The organism is Jeotgalicoccus meleagridis, from assembly GCF_903994045.1.
Lineage (GTDB): Bacteria > Bacillota > Bacilli > Staphylococcales > Salinicoccaceae > Jeotgalicoccus > Jeotgalicoccus meleagridis.
This window is the reverse complement of the sequence record NZ_CAJEWD010000008.1, coordinates 174,786-195,084: the sequence shown is the minus strand read 5'-3', so window position 1 is coordinate 195,084 and position 20,299 is coordinate 174,786. Positions and strand designations below refer to the sequence as shown.

At 35.3% G+C, this 20,299-nt stretch carries 20 protein-coding genes; 17 read left to right on the top strand and 3 right to left on the bottom strand.

Features of this window, described 5'->3' with window-relative positions; all coding sequences use genetic code 11:
• The first annotated feature begins 117 nt into the window (after window positions 1-117).
• The 7 genes from JEOSCH030_RS06635 to JEOSCH030_RS06605 all read left to right on the top strand — a co-directional run bounded on the left by JEOSCH030_RS06635 (window position 118) and on the right by JEOSCH030_RS06605 (window position 6,748).
• A complete protein-coding gene (locus tag JEOSCH030_RS06635) occupies window positions 118-735 on the top strand; it encodes a helix-turn-helix transcriptional regulator (RefSeq protein WP_185125835.1) in 618 nt (205 codons plus the stop codon).
• A gap of 5 nt (window positions 736-740) precedes the next feature.
• Complete coding sequence (locus tag JEOSCH030_RS06630; RefSeq protein WP_185125834.1) at window positions 741-1,565, top strand: pyruvate, water dikinase regulatory protein; 825 nt, start codon at window positions 741-743, stop codon at window positions 1,563-1,565.
• Window positions 1,566-1,569: 4 nt separating this feature from the next.
• Window positions 1,570-3,324 (top strand): DNA primase, encoded by a 1,755-nt coding sequence (gene dnaG / locus JEOSCH030_RS06625; RefSeq protein ID WP_185125833.1) that lies wholly within the window; start codon window positions 1,570-1,572, stop codon window positions 3,322-3,324.
• Between the two features lie 25 nt (window positions 3,325-3,349).
• Window positions 3,350-4,456, top strand: a complete 1,107-nt coding sequence (rpoD, locus tag JEOSCH030_RS06620; protein ID WP_185125832.1) for an RNA polymerase sigma factor RpoD — start codon at window positions 3,350-3,352, stop codon at window positions 4,454-4,456.
• 95 nt (window positions 4,457-4,551) lie between these two features.
• Window positions 4,552-4,932 (top strand): c-type cytochrome, encoded by a 381-nt coding sequence (locus tag JEOSCH030_RS06615; RefSeq protein WP_185125831.1) that lies wholly within the window; start codon window positions 4,552-4,554, stop codon window positions 4,930-4,932.
• Window positions 4,933-4,989: 57 nt separating this feature from the next.
• Window positions 4,990-5,685 carry a tRNA (adenine(22)-N(1))-methyltransferase gene (locus JEOSCH030_RS06610; protein WP_185125830.1) on the top strand — a complete coding sequence of 232 codons (696 nt, stop codon included), beginning with the start codon at window positions 4,990-4,992 and terminating at the stop codon, window positions 5,683-5,685.
• Window positions 5,672-6,748, top strand: a complete 1,077-nt coding sequence (locus JEOSCH030_RS06605) for a Nif3-like dinuclear metal center hexameric protein (RefSeq protein WP_185125829.1) — start codon at window positions 5,672-5,674, stop codon at window positions 6,746-6,748. Before JEOSCH030_RS06610 ends, JEOSCH030_RS06605 begins: the two co-directional genes overlap by 14 nt.
• A gap of 35 nt (window positions 6,749-6,783) precedes the next feature.
• Here JEOSCH030_RS06605 and JEOSCH030_RS06600 read toward each other — a convergent pair whose 3' ends face one another.
• Window positions 6,784-7,746, bottom strand: a complete 963-nt coding sequence (locus tag JEOSCH030_RS06600) for a 4-hydroxy-3-methylbut-2-enyl diphosphate reductase (protein ID WP_185125828.1) — start codon at window positions 7,744-7,746, stop codon at window positions 6,784-6,786.
• 141 nt (window positions 7,747-7,887) lie between these two features.
• Here JEOSCH030_RS06600 and JEOSCH030_RS06595 point away from each other — a divergent pair, with 141 nt between their 5' ends.
• The 5 genes from JEOSCH030_RS06595 to JEOSCH030_RS06575 all read left to right on the top strand — a co-directional run bounded on the left by JEOSCH030_RS06595 (window position 7,888) and on the right by JEOSCH030_RS06575 (window position 12,264).
• The gene (locus JEOSCH030_RS06595; RefSeq protein ID WP_185125827.1) at window positions 7,888-9,225 is read left to right on the top strand and encodes a DEAD/DEAH box helicase; all 1,338 of its coding nucleotides are present in this window, start codon (window positions 7,888-7,890) and stop codon (window positions 9,223-9,225) included.
• A 12-nt stretch (window positions 9,226-9,237) separates the two neighbouring features.
• The gene (locus tag JEOSCH030_RS06590) at window positions 9,238-10,143 is read left to right on the top strand and encodes a deoxyribonuclease IV (RefSeq protein WP_185125826.1); all 906 of its coding nucleotides are present in this window, start codon (window positions 9,238-9,240) and stop codon (window positions 10,141-10,143) included.
• Window positions 10,144-10,245: 102 nt separating this feature from the next.
• Complete coding sequence (locus tag JEOSCH030_RS06585) at window positions 10,246-11,028, top strand: metal ABC transporter ATP-binding protein (RefSeq protein ID WP_185125825.1); 783 nt, start codon at window positions 10,246-10,248, stop codon at window positions 11,026-11,028.
• Entirely contained in the window at window positions 11,025-11,870 is an 846-nt protein-coding gene (locus JEOSCH030_RS06580) for a metal ABC transporter permease (RefSeq protein ID WP_185125824.1), read from the top strand. Before JEOSCH030_RS06585 ends, JEOSCH030_RS06580 begins: the two co-directional genes overlap by 4 nt.
• Window positions 11,851-12,264 carry a Fur family transcriptional regulator gene (locus JEOSCH030_RS06575; protein WP_185125823.1) on the top strand — a complete coding sequence of 138 codons (414 nt, stop codon included), beginning with the start codon at window positions 11,851-11,853 and terminating at the stop codon, window positions 12,262-12,264. The genes JEOSCH030_RS06580 and JEOSCH030_RS06575 overlap by 20 nt, the downstream gene beginning before the upstream one ends.
• 46 nt (window positions 12,265-12,310) lie before the next feature.
• Here the strand turns inward: JEOSCH030_RS06575 and ispG are convergent, their stop codons facing one another.
• On the bottom strand, window positions 12,311-13,423 hold the full coding sequence (gene ispG / locus JEOSCH030_RS06570) for a flavodoxin-dependent (E)-4-hydroxy-3-methylbut-2-enyl-diphosphate synthase (RefSeq protein ID WP_185125822.1): 1,113 nt from the start codon (window positions 13,421-13,423) through the stop codon (window positions 12,311-12,313).
• Window positions 13,424-13,499: 76 nt separating this feature from the next.
• Entirely contained in the window at window positions 13,500-14,249 is a 750-nt protein-coding gene (locus JEOSCH030_RS06565; RefSeq protein WP_185125821.1) for a DUF1189 family protein, read from the bottom strand.
• A gap of 129 nt (window positions 14,250-14,378) precedes the next feature.
• Between JEOSCH030_RS06565 and JEOSCH030_RS06560 the strand changes: the two genes are divergently transcribed.
• The 5 genes from JEOSCH030_RS06560 (at window position 14,379) to pstA (ending at window position 20,298) form a co-directional block, all read left to right on the top strand.
• Window positions 14,379-14,981 (top strand): superoxide dismutase, encoded by a 603-nt coding sequence (locus JEOSCH030_RS06560; protein WP_185125820.1) that lies wholly within the window; start codon window positions 14,379-14,381, stop codon window positions 14,979-14,981.
• Window positions 14,982-15,090: 109 nt separating this feature from the next.
• The gene (locus tag JEOSCH030_RS06555; protein WP_185125819.1) at window positions 15,091-17,271 is read left to right on the top strand and encodes a peptidoglycan D,D-transpeptidase FtsI family protein; all 2,181 of its coding nucleotides are present in this window, start codon (window positions 15,091-15,093) and stop codon (window positions 17,269-17,271) included.
• A gap of 128 nt (window positions 17,272-17,399) precedes the next feature.
• Window positions 17,400-18,422: a phosphate ABC transporter substrate-binding protein PstS family protein gene (locus JEOSCH030_RS06550; protein WP_185125818.1), complete on the top strand. Its 1,023-nt coding sequence runs from the start codon at window positions 17,400-17,402 to the stop codon at window positions 18,420-18,422.
• 69 nt (window positions 18,423-18,491) lie between these two features.
• Window positions 18,492-19,418, top strand: coding sequence for a phosphate ABC transporter permease subunit PstC (gene pstC / locus JEOSCH030_RS06545; protein ID WP_235962272.1), 927 nt, complete (start codon window positions 18,492-18,494; stop codon window positions 19,416-19,418).
• A 1-nt stretch (window position 19,419) separates the two neighbouring features.
• Window positions 19,420-20,298, top strand: coding sequence for a phosphate ABC transporter permease PstA (gene pstA / locus JEOSCH030_RS06540; RefSeq protein ID WP_185125816.1), 879 nt, complete (start codon window positions 19,420-19,422; stop codon window positions 20,296-20,298).
• Window position 20,299 lies beyond the last annotated feature (1 nt).

Genomic DNA, 20,299 nt, shown 5'->3' with positions numbered 1-20,299 from the left:
ACACCATCCTTAACTCGCTTAATAAGTATTATATAATTGACTTAAGAACAATGCAAGAGCGACGATGTTCCTTTATCAAGGTAAATATTATATAATATCTATGTTGGGAGTGAGAGTGTGGAATTAAACGAACGTCAAGAGAAAATTTTAAACATTGTAAAACAACATGGCCCGATCACTGGGAGTAATATCGCTGCTCAATTATCTTTAACTCGTGCAACCCTAAGGCCAGATCTTGCTATCTTAACGATGTCTGGATTTTTAGACGCTAGACCTCGGGTGGGTTATTTTTATACAGGTAAAGAGACAAATGATGTTATTTCTTTAAAAGCAAATAATTTATTGGTCAAGGATGTACAGAGCTTACCTATTGTAATCACTTGTGATACATCTATATACGATGCGATTGTAAAAATGTTTTTAGAAGATGTTGGCACACTCTATGTCATCGAAAAAGATAAATCACTTCAAGGTGTTTTATCTAGAAAAGACTTATTAAAAGGAACGATGAGTTTTAATGATATAGAAAACACAGCAGTCACAACTGTCATGAGTCGTAAGCCAAATATTACAATGTGTTATCCAGATGATTCTTTACTGTATGCTGCTAAACAGTTAATTGATAGACAGATTGATTCACTGCCAGTCGTCAGTGAAAATAAAGGAATTTTAGAAGTTGTCGGTAGAATTACAAAGACAAATATTACTAAAGTATTCGTAAACTTAATGGAGTGATATAGATGACAAACTTAAGGGTGATTGTTGCCTCAGATTCAATAGGAGAGACTGGAGAACTTGTGACCAAAGCGTGCCTTTCTCAATTTGATTTAGAAGCACCAGATAATATCATTATTCGTTATCCCTATGTAAATTCAACAGACGATGTAGATGATGTGCTTGATTTAGCTAAATCAAAACATGCGCTTGTTGTATATACCTTAATTACGCCGTCACTTAGAACTTATATGGAAGAAGAGCTCGATAAGGAAGATATCCCATCTGTAGACGTGATGGGTCCTTTAATGAAAGAGATTGCCAAAAAAACAAATCAAGAGCCGATGAACGAACCAGGCAGAGTTCACCGTTTGGATGAAGATTACTTTAAGAAGATAGAAGCGATTGAATTTGCAGTTAAGTATGATGATGGTAAAGATGCTTCTGGAATAGCAAAAGCAGATATTATTTTAATTGGTGTTTCAAGAACTTCTAAAACACCTCTGTCACAATTTTTAGCATTAAAAAAATACAAGGTAATGAATGTACCACTTGTACCTGAAGTGAGTCCTCCAAATGAACTATTTGAAACCGATAAAAGTAAATGTGTTGCGCTTCGAATTGATCCAGAAACATTAAATCGTATTCGTAAAGAGCGTTTAAGTCAACTCGGTTTGAAGGATACTGCTATGTATGCAAATAGTTCTAGAATAGACGAAGAGCTTAAGTACTTTGATGAGATTGTTGGTAAATTAGGTTGTCCTGTCATCGACGTTTCTGATAAGGCTATAGAAGAAACTGCCAATGCCATAATGAAATACGTAGATAGTGAAAGTAATATCAGAGGGTGATATTTTGAGAATACCCGTAGAAACTATAGAAAAAATTAGAGAACAGACCGACATCACAGAGCTCGTTGCAAGTTATATCAAACTTGAACGACGCGGACGGAACTATGTTGGTCTGTGTCCTTTTCATGAAGAGAAAACTCCATCTTTTTCAGTGAGCCCTGACAAGCAAATTGCCCACTGTTTTGGTTGTAAAAAAGGTGGAAACGTTTTTCAGTTTTTAATGGAGATAGAGAATATTAGTTTTACTGAAGCGGCAGCCAAGCTTGGTGAGCCTCTCAACATTAAAATTGAACAGCCAAAAGAAAATATTAGAGAAGACGATATGGTAGCCATTAAAATGCATGATTATTTAAGTGATTTATATCATCACTTACTCATGAACACTAATGAAGGTGATCAGGCGCTACAATATCTTCTTGATCGTGGTTTTACTAATGATTTAATCAGACAAGAGCGTATTGGTTTTGCACCAAATATGTCCCATTTTGCAAAAAATGCTTTGTTAGAACATGGTTATAATGAAGAAGCTGCTTATCAGGCCGGCTTATTATCAAGAAATGAAGAGAATTTCTCATATTATGACCGATTTACTAGTAGGATTATGATTCCAATTAAAAATCATCAGGGCTATCATGTCGGCTTTACAGGTCGCTCCCTCGATGGTTCTGAACCTAAGTATTTAAACACTCCTGAGACAGAAATATTCAAAAAAAGAGAATTATTTTTTAACTTAAGTGATGCAAGAAAACACATTAGAAAACTTGATAATATTATTCTAATGGAAGGTCATATGGACGTTCTAAAGGTGAAGATGACTAAGGTTCAAAATATTGTAGCGACCATGGGAACTGAGCTGAGTAAAGAAAACATCAGTCTCTTAGAACGTTTGACTTCGAACGTGACTTTAATGTTTGATGGTGATAATGCAGGTGTAAATGCAACGCTTAAAGTAGGCGATACTTTACTACAACACAGTTTTAATGTCTTTGTACAAAAATTGCCAGACAAGATGGATCCCGATGAATACATTGAGAAGTATGGTCAAGAAAAATTTGAAGCATTCATCGATAAGTCGCAGAGAAATTATATTCATTTTAAGGCTGAAAAGCTAAAGTTTGATGCTGGTGAAAATGATATGAAGCTAGGTCAGAATATCAAACTGGTCTTAGATGATTTGAAATACGTATCTGATGAACTAACAAGAGATCGACTCTTAACTTCTATTGCTTCAATTTTCAAAGTTGAAAAAAATACGCTCATCGGCCGAGTACCAAATGCCTTAAATGAAAAATCTAAAGTAGCTCCAGTCATAGATTATGAAGTAAATAATTTAAGTCTGAGACAGAAAAAAGAAAGATACCTCACTAAAATAATGATGATGAACCCTGATTTATTGAAAGAATTCAGTGATGACCTAAGTAAGGATATCTTAACATTCAAGCCTTATTATGATATAATTAGAGGACTTTGTGTGTATTTCCAAACACATGATGTTTTTGAGATTTCTCTTGCCCTTAATTATCTTGATAGCGCACTGACAGATACATTGATTGATTTAGATAATATAATTATTCCTTCAGATGTATCAGAGAGTGAAATAAATGATTACTTAGAAGATTTAAGTGGTATAAGAAATAGTGAAAACGAAATTCAGCTTTTACATCGTCAATTGGAAATTGCAGAGCGTGATAATGATATAGAACTGCAGCTTAAACTTACAGATGAAATTATAAAACTTAATAGAATATTTAAGATGTAGTTTTTTTATAACTAGGAGGCACAATATGGCGAACAAAAAAGCAGCAATTGCTGAAACTAAAGAAGTAGAATTTACAAATATTGACCAAGCCAAACAATACCTATTAGAAAAAGGTAAAAAAGAAGGTCAACTTTCACACGAAGAAGTGGCAGATAAACTAGCTAATTTTGAATTAGATTCTGACGCTATGGATGAATTCTTTGAAGAAATAAATGAGAATGACATCTCTATGGTTAACGAAAAAGATGCATCTGATAAAGACGAAAAACTAGATTTACATGATATGTCAGCACCACCAGGTGTTAAAATCAATGACCCAGTAAGAATGTACCTTAAAGAGATCGGCAGAGTCGATCTCCTAACTGCTTCAGAAGAAGTAGAGTTAGCAAAAAGAATTGAAGACGGAGACGATATTGCCCGTGCAAGACTTGCAGAGGCTAACTTAAGACTTGTTGTGAGTATCGCTAAACGTTATGTTGGCCGTGGTATGCTCTTCTTAGATTTAATTCAAGAAGGGAATATGGGGTTAATTAAAGCCGTTGAAAAATTCGACTTTACTAAAGGTTTTAAATTCTCAACTTACGCAACATGGTGGATTCGCCAAGCCATCACACGTGCAATCGCTGACCAGGCAAGAACGATTAGAATACCCGTTCACATGGTTGAAACAATCAACAAGCTCATTCGTATCCAACGTCAACTACTACAAGATTTAGGACGCGAACCTACGCCTGAAGAAATAGGAGAAGAGATGGATTTACCAGCTGAAAAAGTTAGGGAAATCCTAAAAATTGCACAAGAGCCAGTGTCACTAGAAACACCAATTGGTGAAGAAGATGACAGTCATCTTGGAGACTTTATTGAAGACCAAGAAGCTCAGAGTCCGTCTGATCATGCAGCTTATGAGCTGTTAAAAGAACAATTAGAAGATGTCTTAGATACTTTAACTGACCGTGAAGAGAATGTTCTTCGTCTTCGTTTCGGATTAGATGATGGGCGTACAAGAACACTTGAAGAGGTAGGTAAGGTCTTCGGAGTAACGAGAGAGCGTATTAGACAGATTGAAGCTAAAGCGCTAAGAAAATTAAGACATCCTTCAAGAAGTAAAAAATTAAAAGATTTTATGGACTAATATGTGTAATTTTTTCTCAAAATTGTTTTGACTTTGTCACAATTTGAGATACAATTGTAATTGAGATTAAATCCATGTGATGAGGGGGTAACGAATTGAATAAAAATCCTATAATTCCATTTTTACTTATCATTTTCTTAGGAATCGGTTTAGTATTCCTATTATCTGGAGTAGGCTCTACTGACGAAGGAGAAGAAGATGTTGCAACTGAAGAAGGTTCAGAAGAATCAGGTGGTGGAGATGAAGCTTCAAGCGGAGATGTTGATGCTGAAGGTATCGCTCTTGATAACTGTGCATCATGTCACGGCCAGGACTTCTCTGGTGGTATGGGACCTGCTTTAGCTGGTACTAGCCTTGATGAAGAAACTTTCACAACTACTGTTCGTGATGGTAAAGGGTCAATGCCTGCATTCTCAGCTGACCAAATTGCAGATGAAGAGCTTACTGCACTTTATCAGTTCTTTTCAGAACAATAATTCTATAAATCAGACTCTCCTTTAGAGAGTCTTTTTTCATTTCTAGGAGAGAAAAATATGTTGAGTGAAAGACTTAAAATTGTTGCAGACTTTATTACAGGACCTAATTTAGTTGATATCGGTTCAGACCATGCCTATTTACCAATATATGCTGTGCAAAATAAAATTGTTAATCAAGCCCTATGTGGTGAGGTTGTTCAAGGACCTTTTGAAGCGTCACAAAAGAATGTTGAAAACTATGGATTAAGTGAACAAATAGAAGTGCGTTTTGGAAATGGCTTAGAGATATTAAAGTCCTCAGATACTGTAGATACAATTACAATTTGCGGTATGGGTGGACCTTTAATCGCTGATATCATAGACTCTGGATTCAATCATCTAACTAGTAAACCTAGATTTGTTATCCAGGCTAATACTTATCCTAAAAAGATAAGAGAAGTACTGGTCAAAAGAGGCTATGAAATTACTGATGAAGTTCAATATAAAGACGGACATCATTTTTATGATATTATCGTTTTTGATTATGTAAAAGAAGACCCGGCCGACTATAGTGATTTAGAACTGCGTTTTGGACCAATAAATTTGAAAAATCGAACGACTTTGTTTATAGATGACCTAAACCGTGAAAAGAAACATGTAGAAGGTATTTTATCAGGTATAAAAGATGTTGAGAAAAATGAACAGCAAATTTTAAAGCTGAAAAATAATCTTAAACAAATAAGTGAGGTGTTAGCACTTGATGAAGATAAGTGAACTCTACGCACAGCTCGATAAACTTGCGCCGTTTTCAGACAGTGAAGCTTGGGATAATACTGGCCTCTTAGTTGGCGATATGAACGCTCAAGTCTCAGGGGTACTGACAGCACTGGACTGTAGTATAGAGACAATAGATGAGGCAATTGATAAGGATTTAAATGTCATTGTCAGCCACCATCCCTTAATTTTTTCTAAAATGGCTAATGTGAATGAAGAAGGTATTGGTCAAATTGTTAGGAAATTAATCAAACACGACATTAATTTAATCGCTATGCACACCAACTTAGATCACCAGCCTGATGGTGTAAGTCATATGATTGCTAAACGCTTAGGCTATGAAAACACTGAAATTTTGTTACAGCATCAAGGGAACTTTAAAAAATTAAGAGTGAATATTACAGTCGATGACAAAGAAGAATTTAAAGAAAATATGTTAAATACTGCGTCACTTGGTCGTATGGGAGATTACAGCGATGTATCTTTTGAGTATCCTGTGAAAGGGCAGTTTAAGCCGAATGATCAAGCAAATCCCACACTCGGTCAGAGTGGAGAATTAGAATTTGTGGATGAGTATGTATTAGAATTTATATTTGATGGTCGAGATATAAAAGATGTAGTTTCTAATATTTATAAATATCATCCATTTGAAGAACCAGCTTTTGATATTATCAGTATAGATAGAAAAAGAGATTCTGGTCTTGGTGTGAGTTTTGAATGTCAGACAACTTTAGAAGATTTAAAAGAAAAAATAGAAGAAATCATTAAACGACCAATTGTCAACTTAGTGAAGGCAAATGATAAAGCGATCAATAAGGTTGGCATTATAGGTGGTTCAGGTATGTCATATGCTGTTGAAGCATTTAAAGAAGGAATCGATGTTTTGATTACTGGTGACGTAAAATATCACGAAGCTTATGATGCTAAATTTAACGGTCAGAATATTATCGATGCAGGTCATTACTTAGAATTTTTAATGAAAGACGGTCTAAAAGAGTTAATTGAAAAAAATATAGAGGTTGAAGTGTTTGCTTCAGAAATTTCTACCAATCCTTTTGAATAAGAAAAACGTTCAAGTCAGTGACTTGAACGTTTTCTTTATTCCATAATTTTAGATGGTGTAGGATTTTTAATCTTAGGTAAGATTTTAGTCATTGGTACTTTAGACTCAGGTAAAATCTCTTCAGCTGGGTCATAATCTTTAATGTAATTGATAACTTCTTTAACAATTGGAGTTGGTGTAGAAGCACCAGCAGTAATCGCTACTGTCTTCACATCTTTTAACCATTCAGTTTTAAGTTCGTTTAGAGAAGAAATACGGTGTGAGTTTGTATGTGCAATCTCCTCTGATACTTGAGCTAAACGGTTAGAGTTATTACTCTTAGGATCTCCAACTACAATGAGTAGATCTGCTTCACCAGCTTGTTCTGCAACTGCTTCTTGACGCACTTGAGTTGCGAGACAGATTTCCTTATGCACTTCGATATGTGGGTAACGTTTCTTTAAGTCATCCATTAAGTGACTAACGTCCCACTGACTCATTGTTGTTTGATTTGTAACAATTAGTTTTTTATCAGATAAGTAGTCCGGCAAATTTTCTACATCTTCAGGTGTTTCAATTAAGTGAACGTGGTCTGGGGCAACACCAACAGCACCTTCTGGTTCTGGGTGATCCTTTTTACCAATGTAGATGACATCATAATCATCTGCAGTTTTTTCTCTGATTAAGTCATGTGTAAACTCAACATCTGGACATGTCGCATCGATACAGACTAAACCTTTTTCCTTTGCACGAGCTTTCACTTGAGGTGATACACCGTGAGCTGTAAAGATTACTGTACCATGTTCGATTTGTTCTAGTATTTCCAACCTGTTAGGACCATCCAAAGTAATAATACCTTCTTCTTCAAATGCATCCGTCACATGTTTATTGTGTACAATCATACCTAGAATATATATAGGACGCGGTAGAGATTGATCTAGAGAAGCGTTTCTTGCAATTACCATTGCGTCAACAACACCATAACAATATCCACGCGGTGAAATTTTAATTATATCCATTAGCTTAACTCCTCCTTAACCTTGATTATACTTAATTTTTCACGACTTTCAAATGTTCGTGCTGGTTAAACGAATATTATAGCAGAAATAGCTAATTTTAGTTATAATTATAAAGAGTTTAAAAAGGAATAGGTGACATATATGTCAAAAGCATTTAATAGATTTGAGTTTGATGACAAAATGATAGAAGCAATTGAAGAAATTGGGTTTACTCATCCGACTATGGTACAAGAACGCGTCATCCCAAAAGTCTTCAAAGGAGCTAATGTCGTTGCACAGTCAGCGACTGGTAGTGGTAAAAGTCATGCATTTTTACTGCCATTAATAGCAAAAATTGATCAAACGTTAAACACGACCCAAGTGATTATTCTAGCACCCACAAGAGAGTTATCAAAACAACTTGAGAACATGGCCAAAAAAGTAGTTGAATATTACGGTGATATCAGTGTTCGTTCTTTCATAGGTGGGACAGATATTAAAAAAGACGAGGAAAGAGCGAAATCTAGACCGCAGCTCGTTATTGGCACACCAACAAGAATTAAAGATTTAATTGATAGTCAAGACCTAGATATTCATGACGCTTGGTCAATTGTTATTGATGAAGCAGATTTAATGGTTGATTTAGGCTTTATGAATGATGTGGATTATATATCTAACCGCATCACAAATGATAGTCAGTTCCTCGTATTTTCTGCGACTATCCCAGAACCTCTTAAGCATTTTATGGAAAAATATATTGGTAATACTGAGACGATTGTTATAGATAGCCCAACAAATAAAGCTTCTATTCATTATAGTTTGGTACCCGTTAAAGGTGCATCTAAATTTGAAAAAACACTGCAATTAGTGACGACGATCAGCCCGTATATCGGTCTAATATTTGCAAACTCTAGAGAGAGAGCAGATGAGCTTTTTGTATATTTAAAAGAAAATAAAGTTAATGTTGGACTGTTTCATGGTGGCTTAAAACCGAGAGAGAGAAGCCAAGAGATCAAAAAGATTGAAAATCTAGAATATCACTGGGTAGTAGCAAGTGATTTAGCAGCACGTGGACTAGACTTTGATGGTGCATCTCATGTTATTAACTACGATATACCAAAACAAATCGAATTCTTTACACATCGTTCTGGACGAGTTGGACGGGGTGCATATACTGGTGTAGCAATTACTTTATATGAGCCATCAGAAGAAAATCTCATAGATGAACTTGAGAAAAAAGGTTATGTCTTTAATCATGAGGATATACGCGGTGGTGAACTAAAAGAAATTAAAGACCGTACGATGAGAGGTAACAGACAAAGTCGTTCTAAAACTAATACATCTCAAAACTATAAAGTACGTGCACCGAAAAAAGTCAAACCTGGCTATAAGAAAAAGATGAAATATCAAAAAGAAGAACTAGAACGTCAGGAAAGACGACGTTATGCAAAAGCCAAAAGTAGAAATGAAAAGAAACGTAAACAAAGAGATAATAAATAGAGGTTGATAAGATTGTTATTAGGTTCCCATGTTTCCATGAGTGGCAAGAAAATGTTACAAGGATCAGTAGAAACTGCAGCTTCATATGGTGCTAACACATTTATGATTTACACTGGGGCACCACAAAATACAAGACGTAAAGATATTAATGAGTTAAATATTGAGGCTGGACAAGAAGAGATGAAGGCACTTGGTATAGAAAACTTTGTCGTTCATGCGCCTTATATTATTAATATCGCAAATACAGTGAAAGACTATGTCTTTGAATTAGGTGTGGATTTTTTACAAGAAGAAATTGTTAGAACTGCAGCCTTAGGTGCAAATCAGATTGTTCTACATCCTGGTTCACATGTTGGTGCTGGAAGTGACGCTGGTATAAAGCAGATTATAAAAGGTCTAAATGAAGTACTGACCAATGATCATAAGGTGGATATTGCTTTAGAAACTATGGCTGGTAAGGGTAGTGAGATTGGACGCACTTTTGAAGAACTTCACGCTATTATAGAAGGTGTTACACATAATGAAAGATTGAGTGTCACTTTCGATACTTGTCATGTTCACGATGCTGGTTATGACATTAAAAATGATTTTGACGGTGTCCTTAATGAATTTGATAAAATAATTGGCATTGAAAGAATCAAAGTACTCCATATCAATGATTCAAAAAATGAGCGCGGTGCTCATAAAGACAGACATGAAAACTTTGGTTTTGGTCACATCGGCTTCGATGCCTTATCCTATATTGTGAACCATTCAGAATTTAAAGATATACCTAAAATTTTAGAAACACCATTTGTTGGACCAGATAAGAAAAATAGAAATGCCCCTTATAAATATGAGATTGACATGATTAAATCCGGGACTTTTGATCCAAATCTCCTGTACAAGATTAATCCAGCTTTAAATGAATTAAGCTAAGAACACTTTAGAGTGTTCTTTTTTATTTTCGTAATGATTCCTATTTACAAATCGTAATGATTACTTTATAATTTACAAGGGACAAGAAAAGGAGTCATGCGAATGGAAGCACCAGTTTTTGAATTAAAAAATGTCAGCTATCAATATAAAGACAAATTAGAAGCGACACCCGCTTTAAAAAATATTTCCTTTTCGATTAATAAGGGAGACTTTTTAGCAATCGTCGGGCCAAATGGCTCTGGTAAATCAACCTTACTTAAATTAATACTAGGGGTTTATCGGATGCAAGAAGGGGAGATATTAATCAATGGTAAAAGTAGAAAGTCATTTAACGCCTGGCAAGAGATTGGTTATGTATCTCAAAAGGCTGCTTTAAATGCTAAGGGCTTTCCTGCTACGGTAAAAGAAGTGGTTTTAAGTGGCTTAACTAAGGAGAAAGGTTTGTTTAAACGTTTCAATAATAAAGACTATACAGCATTAGACGATGTGCTAAAACTTTTAGATATTGAAAATTTAAAAAATCAAAATATCTCTAATTTATCGGGTGGCCAAACTCAAAGAGTCTTTATAGCAAGAGCATTGATTAATAAACCTTCGGTCTTAATTTTAGATGAACCGACCGAAGGCATTGATGGCCAGCACGTTAAAGATTTTTACAATGTCTTATTAAAATTGAAAAGTGAGAATGTCACTATTTGCTTAGTGACACATGATATCGGTGTAGTAGTTGATAATGCAGATAAGGTTGCATGTTTAAATGAACATTTACACTTCCATGGTACTAATGAAGAATTCAAAAATTTAGGAGAAGCTGAACTATCTAAGATTTATGGTTTCCCTTTACAACTTGTGTCTCACAGTCACGATAGGGAGTGTTGTCAATGATTGAAGCAATCTTAAATTATGATTTCATGCGTTATTCTTTTATTAGTGGTTTGATTGTTGGTTTAATAGCACCTCTATTAGGGACTTTTATAGTAGTTAGACGCTTATCACTAATCGCAGATGCTTTGAGTCACGTTGCACTAGGTGGTATTGCTTTTGGGGTATATTTGTCTTCAGTGCTTAATATTGTCATTAATCCTATACTTTCAGGGATTATTTTTTCAGTAGTCGGTTCACTTGGAATCGAACGCTTACGAACTGTCTACAAACATTATTCTGAAATTGCAATCCCAATTATCATGAGTCTAGGTATTGCGCTTAGTGTATTATTTTTATCTTTAGCCAATGGATTCAATCAAGATTTATTTGGTTATTTATTTGGTAGTATCAGTGCAGTAAGTTTTAGTGATCTGTTGTTGATATCAGTGATAGGCGTCATTGTATTATTATTTGTTTATCTTCTTTATAAAGAGATGTTTTTGATTTCATTTGATGAAGAATATGCAGGCGTCATGAAAATAAATAAATATATTCATGTGATTTTTATTATTTTAGTGGCTTTGGTAATCAGTGCATCAATGAGAATCGTTGGTATTTTACTTGTCTCTGCAATGATGACCTTACCTGTTGCGAGTGCTATGAGAATTACTTCTAGTTTTAAGCAGTTGATGTTTGTCAGTATCATCTTAGGAGAGATTTCAGTTATTGTCGGCTTATTCTTAGGCTTCCACTTAAATATCTCACCTGGAGGTACAATTGTTCTAGTGTCTATCGCCATTCTATTATTCACGTTATTGTTAAATCGTATAGGAGTTGTTAGAAATGCACAAAGAACTCAATGATTATAAAGAATTACTCAAAGAAGCAAATTTCAAAGTGACAAAAAAACGTCTAAGAATGATTGAATTATTCATGCAGGATGAAAGATATTTATCCGCAAAAGAAATTCAAACAATGATGAGTAATGAATATCCAGGTATTTCATATGACACAATCTATAGAAATCTACACACTTTAAATGATATTAATGTCCTAGAGAAAACAAGTTTCGGTGGAGAAATGCAGTATAAGATTTCTTGTACAGATCATCACCACCATCACTTTATTTGTGAGCGTTGTGGTGAAATACAAGTTATTAGCTATTGTCCAGTTGCTAAGTGGGAAGAGGAACTATCAGGAGTGAAAATAAATAGTCACAAAATAGAACTCTACGGCTTATGTGAAAATTGTGCTTAAAATAAAACTCTCTCCTTATCAATTGATAAGGAGAGAGTTTTTTTACTTATGAATTCGCTTCTTCTTTTTCTAAGCGTTTTTTCTCATGATATTCTTCAGCTAAGATATCAATTTCTTTCTTCAATTCATCTACCATTGTTTCCTCTGGAACTTTTCTTACTGTCTTACCATGCATGAAGAGTAAACCTTCACCACGTGCACCGGCAATTCCGATATCGGCTTCGCGTGCTTCACCTGGTCCATTAACCGCACAGCCTAGAACTGCTACTTTTAATGGTGCTTTCACTGTAGAAATGTATTCTTCCATTTCGTTTGCAATGGAAATTAAGTCGATTTCAATTCTACCACATGTTGGACATGCAATTAAAGTTGCTGCGTTTGATGCTAGACCAAACGTTTTTAGTAGTTCCTTACAAACTTTTACCTCTTCAACAGGATCAGCAGACAATGAAATACGCATTGTATTACCAATTCCTTTAGAAATGATTGTACCTAGTCCAGCTGCACTTTTAACTGTTCCGGCAAATAAGGTACCACTTTCAGTAATACCAATGTGAAGTGGGTAGTCAAAAGCTTTAGCTGCTTTTTCATACGCTTCTATTGCAAGATTAACGTCTGAAGCTTTCATAGAAACAATGATGTCATGGAAGTCTAGATCTTCTAGAATTTTAATATGGTGTAAGGCACTCTCCACCATACCATCTGCAGTAGGGTAGCCATATTTTTTAATAATATGACGTTCCAAGCTACCAGCGTTGACACCAATTCTAATCGGTATACCTTTTGCTTTACATGCTTTAACAACTTCTTCGACTTTTTCACGACGCCCAATATTACCTGGGTTGATTCTGATTTTATCAGCGCCGCCTTCAACTGCTAATAGTGCAAGTTTATAGTCGAAGTGAATATCTACAACAAGTGGAATGTTGATGCGTTTTTTAATTTCTGAAATCGCAAGAGCGTCCTCTTCTTTAGGACAAGCTACACGAACAATTTGACAACCTGCTTCTTCAAGCTCATTAATTTGTTTCACTGTTGCTTCAACGTCATGAGTTTTAGTAGTTGTCATACTTTGAATAATTATCTCATCAGCACCGCCGATGGTAAGATCGCCAACTTTAACTTTTCTAGTTTTTGTACGATGTGTAATTGCAGACATATACAAGCCCCTAATCTTAAATTTCTTTCTAATTTCTATCTATCATTATAAGCAAAAATACAAAATAATGTAACCATCATGCCTTAGATTTTGTTTTCTTTTTCACAGGCAATTTTTTATAGTAATAAAAATATGATGGAATTGCAAGTATTAAAATGAACCAGAAGTAGTGACTGGTCAAGACAGCAAGTATCCCGATTAACAGACTTGGTATGACTACCGCATAAGAGCCAAGCTTAAACCAGTTCATATAATCAGTCTTTTTATTGAGTGCTTTTGCAATGCCACTTAAGATAGATGACAAAATAAGCATTAAAGTAAAAATAAAGAAGTAAATAACGATTACGTATATTAATATGTAGATGAAGACATAAAAATATATGCTAGACATCTGACTGTTTACAAATTCTTCTAAGCTTTCTTTGTCGTTTACATCACCAATCAAACTGTAATTAAAGGTACTGTTTTGAAATCCTGCTATGTAAATTCCATCTGATAAAAATGCAAGAATTGTATCATCATTAATTTCATTCACTTCATCACGAGACTTTGAACTTGTAAACACAACTTCACTCTCATTTAAGGTTAAAGTTTTTTCTTCTCCTTTATACTGACCATTGTCTATTGAAAACTCCGGTATTTCGTTTTCTACATTTTTTAATTCTCCTAAGGTAGTTAAAGTTCCTGCCATAGAGACCATATAAGGTAAGGAAATAAATAGAGAAACGAGTAAAATGTTTAAGAGCAAGTATCTAAAGGGTACAGTACGAAAGAGTGGATATTTCTTAAACGTTAATAAGCGTTTATGGAACTCAAAATAATTCATGCAATCATCCTTATTTAATTGACTAAGACTTAGGTCTTATTTAATTTAAATTTAAGCAATCTAATTGTTATTCTAACATCAAATTGCTATATTTAGGATGTAAACAATTTTGAAGGGAGATTTTTATTTATGGCTTTTGAATTACCAGAACTACCATATGCTTATGATGCATTAGAACCAACAATCGACAAAGAAACAATGGAGATTCACCATTCTAAACATCATAACACTTATGTAACAAAATTAAACGACGCAGTTAAAGGTACTGATCTTGAGTCTAAATCTATCGAAGAAATTGTTAAAAACTTAGATGCTGTACCAGAAGACATCAAGACTGCGGTACGTAACAATGGTGGGGGACACTATAACCACTCACTATTCTGGGAATTACTTTCACCAGAGAGAAAAGAATTATCAGGTGACTTAAAAGAAGCTATTGAATCAGCTTTCGGTTCAGTAGATAAATTTAAAGAAGATTTTGAAGCTGCAGCAGCAGGTCGCTTTGGATCTGGTTGGGCATGGCTAGTTGTTAACAATGGTTCATTAGAAATCGTTTCAACTCCAAACCAAGATAACCCATTAACTGAAGGTAAAACTCCAGTATTCGGTGTAGACGTTTGGGAACATGCTTACTACCTTAAATACCAAAACAAACGCCCTGAATATTTAAGTGCGATTTGGAACGTAGTAAACTGGGACAAAGTTAACGAACTTTACCAAGCTGCAAAATAAGAATTTATACTAGTAAAGACGAGGATTTTCCTCGTCTTTATTTTATTTAACGACTATACTAAATAAATATGATAAAATGATGTGGACTTTATTAAAGGGTTTGATTAGTTTGAAACGTGCAAAATTTAAAAGTTTAGATGCAATAAATAAACAAGTGCTCAAATCACGAATCAACATTATTATGTTGGTTATATTTATTTTGTTTTTAGTCGTTATTATTCGACTCGGTTACCTACAGATTGTCTTAGGTGATACATATCAAGAACAAGTAGAAAATGCTCAATACGTTGAGATTAATCAAAGTGTTCCACGTGGGGAGATCTACGATCGTAACGGGAATTTACTAGTTGGAAACTCATCAGAACAGGCGATATATTTTACCAGACATAGAAATATGTCTAATTTCGAAATTATGGATGTTGCCAAAGAGCTCAGCTCTTACCTGACTATGGATACTGACAGTTTAACTCTTAGAGATAAACAGGATTATCTCATCAATAATTACCCAAATGAGTTAAAAAAGATCATGCCTGAACAAGTCACTCTATTAGAAAATGGTGGCATCTCTCAAGATAGCTTCAATGAAGAAGCTTATGAACAAGTCGATGAAGAATTTGCTAATTCTATTTTGAGTGAAGAAGACTTAAATACTTTAGCAGTATACGTGACTATGGTTTCAGCAAGTGAGTTGAACCCTGTAATTGTGAAAAGTGAAGATGTCACAGACGAAGAATTTGCAAGAATCAATGAAGACTTAGACGAGCTAACAGGTATATCTACAGGTTTAGATTGGCAAAGAGATTACCCTCACGGTGATACTCTAAGAACGATTTTAGGTGAAGTATCTACCAACGAAGAAGGATTGCCGAGAGAGCTAGTAGAATACTATCAAGCACTTGGATACTCTAGGAATGATAGGGTAGGGAAATCTTATTTAGAATTCCAATATGAAGATGTCTTACGTGGTAAAAAACCTCAAGTTAAATACACCACTGACAAATCAGGAAAGATTACCGGTGAAGAAACAATACAAGAAGGTAAAGCTGGTGATGATTTATATCTAACCATTGATATTGAACTCCAAAAAGAGTTAGAGAAAGTTGCGGAACATCATTTACTATCAATTAGAAAACTTGCTGAAGATATTGTTCAAATGGATGAAGGACGAGGCAATATAGATTATACGATTATTCCTGAATATATAGATACTGTTCAACTCGTCGTTCAAGATCCAAATAATGGAGATATTCTTGCCATGGTAGGTAAACAAATTAATGAAGACGGAGACATCGTCGATTATGATTATGGTACTTTGACTGCAACATATGTTCCAGGATCTTCTATTAAAGGTGCAACCGTTGCAACTGGTTACCAACAAGATGTCTTTGAAGTCGGCGAAGTTGTCATTGATGAACCACTTTATATTTCAAGTGACCAACCTAGAGCATCATTCTTTAACACTGATAGTAGGGTGCCTGTAGATGATCAAAGAGCTTTAATGGTGTCATCAAACTCATATATGTTTAAGGTTGCACTAGGACTTTTAGGCTTAGATTACACTCAGAACATGACACTACCTACAGATATACAACAAGCAGGCTATGATTTAAGAAATGGTTTAAATCAATTCGGGTTAGGAATTTCAACAGGTATTGATTTACCAAATGAAGCAACAGGACTATCACCACAATTAGATGCGACTGATATGCTTAACTTAGCGATTGGACAATATGATACTTATACAGCACTGCAACTATCTCAGTACATGTCTACCTTCGCTAATGATGGAAAACGAGTGCAACAGCACTTGGCAAAAGAAGTGAGATCATCTGATGCAAATGAGAAAGGTGCAGTCATTAAATCATACGGCACAAATGTTTTAAATACAGTGGACTTAACCAACACTGAAATTGATCAAATCCAAGCTGGTTTTTATGATGTATTCAATACTCATGACCAAGCGCGAGATATGTATGGAACAGGTTGGGATGCTTATCACGAATTAGAACCAAAAGCCGCTGGTAAAACGGGTACGGCAGAGAGCTTTAGAGAAGGAGAAGCCGTGCTTAATCAAACTTATTTAGGTTATGCACCATATGATAATCCTGACATGGCTTTCTCAATTATCTTTCCTACCTTGCCAGGGACTGTACCATTCTTCCCTGCTCAGTATATGGGACAAGATGTAATCAAAAAATACTATGAAATTTACTATGGTCAAGATGAAGAATCTCTCTATAAATATGACGCATCAGAATTCTATCAAGAATTAGATTATGGTAAGTATTAAAACTCGAAGTTCGCTTCGAGTTTTTTTATTTACAATATCTTAACAATACATTTATTTCATATTAACAATACTACTTTAGAATATGAATGTAACATTAATTAATACATCTAATTGGAGGAATTTTGGCGATGAAAAAGAATTTATTTCTTGCTGCGCTATTAATGAGCTTAATGTTCATTCTAGCTGCATGTTCAGGTTCTGGCTCTGAAGAGGGTACTGAAGAAGAAAGTGCTGGCTCTGAAGAGACTACTGAGGAAGGTAGTGAAGATGAAAGTTCAGAAAGTGGTTCATCAGCAGATATTACAGGTGCTGTAAATGAAGATGATGAGCAAATTGCTGGTGAAGGATCATCAACAGTCTTCCCAATTCTAAACCTACTAGTTGAAGATTTTAATGCTGATCAAGGCATTGCAGTTGAACTTGGAGGTAACGGAACTGGTTCTGGCTTCAGTGCACTAATCGATGGAACTGCACAATTTGCAAACGCATCACGTGCAATTGAACAAGAAGAAATTGATGCATTAGAAGAAGCAGGAATTGATTACACTGAATTTTTAGTAGCTACAGACGGTTTAACTGTTGCTGTTAACCCAGCTAACGACTTCGTTGAAGAACTTACTTTTGACGAACTAAAAACTATCTACTCAGGTGAAGCTGAGAATTGGTCAGATGTAAATCCAGACTTCCCAGATGAACCAATCGCTGCATACGGTCCAGACCAATCACACGGAACACATGATTTCTTCAATGAAGAAGTTATGGAAGAAGAAGGTGTACAAGGTCAACTTATCCAAGATACTAACCAAGTTGTATCTTCAGTAGTTGGAGACCAAAACGCAATCGGATTCTTTGGTTATAGTTTCTATCAAGAAAACTCAGATCAGTTAAAAGCTGTAAGCATTGTTGGTCCTGATAGTGAAGAAGCAGTAGAACCTACATTCGAAAATGTAATGGACTTTTCTTACCCATTATCTCGTCCGCTTTATGTTTATACTGATAACGCTGCTTTAGAAGAAAATGAAACTTTCCACACATTCATGGAATTTGTTCTTAAAAACTCACAATCAGCAGCTGAAGAAGTTGGATATGTACCTCTTGAAGACGATGCTCTTGAAGAAGAACTTTCTAAACTTCCAAACTTAGAACAATAAGAAAAATCTTATACCAATGGACGGGATGATGAATTGATCCCCGTCCATTTTTAAAGTAAAGAGAGGTTTATCATGAGCAATAATAATATTCGTGAGCAAATAGTTAAGAACACAAGAAATAAATCAAATATGTTTGAAAGAATTATTCCAATTATACTGTTATTAATTACCTTCGTGTCTGTTGTAGCAACCATTGGTATTCTATATACATTAATCTCACAGTCTTTTGAATTTTTCTCAAGAGTACCAATCACTGATTTCCTTACCTCAACGACATGGCAACCGTATGTTGGTGATGGTGAATGGGGAATTTGGGCACTGATTATGGGAACGATGAAAATTGTAGTCATCGCTGCAATTATCGCTATTCCTATTGGACTTGGTGCTGCAATTTACCTAAGTGAATATGCGACAGATAGAGTAAGACGAATAATTAAACCTATTTTAGAAATATTAGCAGGTATTCCTACAGTAGTTTATGGTTTCTTTGCAATAAACTTTGTAAACCCTATTCTTCAGTCAATCTACGATGGCTTTGGACTGTATAATGCAGTGTCCGCCGGTTTAGTAGTCGGCATCATGATCATTCCTATGATTGCAAGTCTTAGTGAGGATGCAATGAGTTCGGTGCCACAGGCAATGCGTGAAGGTTCCCTCGGTATGGGAGCAACACGTTTAGAAACTGCTTTTAGAGTCGTTGTGCCTGCAGCATTTTCTGGAATAATCGCATCATTTGTACTCGCTATCTCTCGTGCGATTGGTGAGACTATGATCGTATCAATTGCAGCAGGTTCTACACCTAATGCAAGTTTTGATGTCACCGAACCACTGCAAACAATGACTGGATTTATTGTTCAAATCACATCAGGTGATGCGGCATTTGGAACAAACTTATATTACAGTCTATTCGCAGTCGGTATGTCACTGTTCGTAATGACTTTAATTATGAACATCATCTCAGCTTGGCTGACTAAGAGATTTAGGGAGGAATATTAAAATGACACTGATAGACAAGGATATCATTGCCAAAAAGAGAAATGGCAGACAGTCTAAAAATACAATTTTAAAATGGTTATTTTTCCTCTGCACAATGTTTGGTTTAATAGTCCTAATCATGTTAATCGTCGATACTTTGATGGACGGCTGGAGCCGTTTAAACTTAGATTTTCTAACAAGTTTCAACTCTAGTAGAGCGGAACAAGCTGGTTTCTTCGGAGCCATTATTGGTTCACTTTGGTTGATGCTTGTTACTGCGCCAGTAGCTATTATTTTATCAATTGGAACGGCACTTTATTTAGAAGAATATGCACCTAAAAATAAATTTACTGAGTTTATTAAGATTAATATTTCAAACCTAGCAGGGGTTCCATCAGTTGTCTTTGGTTTACTTGGACTTGCAATGTTTGCAAGAGCACTTCAGTTAGGTAACTCAGTACTTGCCGCAGGTTTAACACTTGCTTTGATGATTCTACCTGTTATCGTTGTTGCTTCACAAGAAGCTATCAGAACTGTACCAGCATCTGTTAGAGAAGCTTCAATTGGAATGGGTGCAACGAAGTGGCAAACGGTCTCAAGAATTATCTTACCCGCAGCGATACCTGGTATTGTAACTGGGGTCATCTTAGCTTTATCAAGAGCCTTGGGTGAAACGGCACCGCTAGTAGTTATTGGTGTACCAACAACTTTATTAGTGACACCATCAAGTGTGCTAGATTCTTTCCAGGCAATGCCTATGCAGATCTACAGCTGGGTTAAGATGCCAAATGAAGAATTCCAGTACGTTGCAGCAGCCGGTATTATCGTTATGCTCGTAGTGCTTTTACTGATGAACTCAGCAGCTATATTTATACGTAATAAGTTCTCTAAGAGATATTAAT

Bases quoted from the DNA above. Each gene is read 5' to 3' on its own strand.
- JEOSCH030_RS06630 (WP_185125834.1), top strand. From the start codon at position 741: ATGACAAACTTAAGGGTGATTGTTGCCTCAGATTCAATAGGAGAGACT.
- rpoD (WP_185125832.1), top strand. From the start codon at position 3,350: ATGGCGAACAAAAAAGCAGCAATTGCTGAAACTAAAGAAGTAGAATTT.
- JEOSCH030_RS06610 (WP_185125830.1), top strand. From the start codon at position 4,990: ATGTTGAGTGAAAGACTTAAAATTGTTGCAGACTTTATTACAGGACCT.
- JEOSCH030_RS06605 (WP_185125829.1), top strand. From the start codon at position 5,672: ATGAAGATAAGTGAACTCTACGCACAGCTCGATAAACTTGCGCCGTTT.
- JEOSCH030_RS06600 (WP_185125828.1), bottom strand. From the start codon at position 7,746: ATGGATATAATTAAAATTTCACCGCGTGGATATTGTTATGGTGTTGTT.
- JEOSCH030_RS06595 (WP_185125827.1), top strand. From the start codon at position 7,888: ATGTCAAAAGCATTTAATAGATTTGAGTTTGATGACAAAATGATAGAA.
- JEOSCH030_RS06585 (WP_185125825.1), top strand. From the start codon at position 10,246: ATGGAAGCACCAGTTTTTGAATTAAAAAATGTCAGCTATCAATATAAA.
- JEOSCH030_RS06580 (WP_185125824.1), top strand. From the start codon at position 11,025: ATGATTGAAGCAATCTTAAATTATGATTTCATGCGTTATTCTTTTATT.
- JEOSCH030_RS06575 (WP_185125823.1), top strand. From the start codon at position 11,851: ATGCACAAAGAACTCAATGATTATAAAGAATTACTCAAAGAAGCAAAT.
- ispG (WP_185125822.1), bottom strand. From the start codon at position 13,423: ATGTCTGCAATTACACATCGTACAAAAACTAGAAAAGTTAAAGTTGGC.
- JEOSCH030_RS06565 (WP_185125821.1), bottom strand. From the start codon at position 14,249: ATGAATTATTTTGAGTTCCATAAACGCTTATTAACGTTTAAGAAATAT.
- JEOSCH030_RS06560 (WP_185125820.1), top strand. From the start codon at position 14,379: ATGGCTTTTGAATTACCAGAACTACCATATGCTTATGATGCATTAGAA.
- JEOSCH030_RS06550 (WP_185125818.1), top strand. From the start codon at position 17,400: ATGAAAAAGAATTTATTTCTTGCTGCGCTATTAATGAGCTTAATGTTC.
- pstA (WP_185125816.1), top strand. From the start codon at position 19,420: ATGACACTGATAGACAAGGATATCATTGCCAAAAAGAGAAATGGCAGA.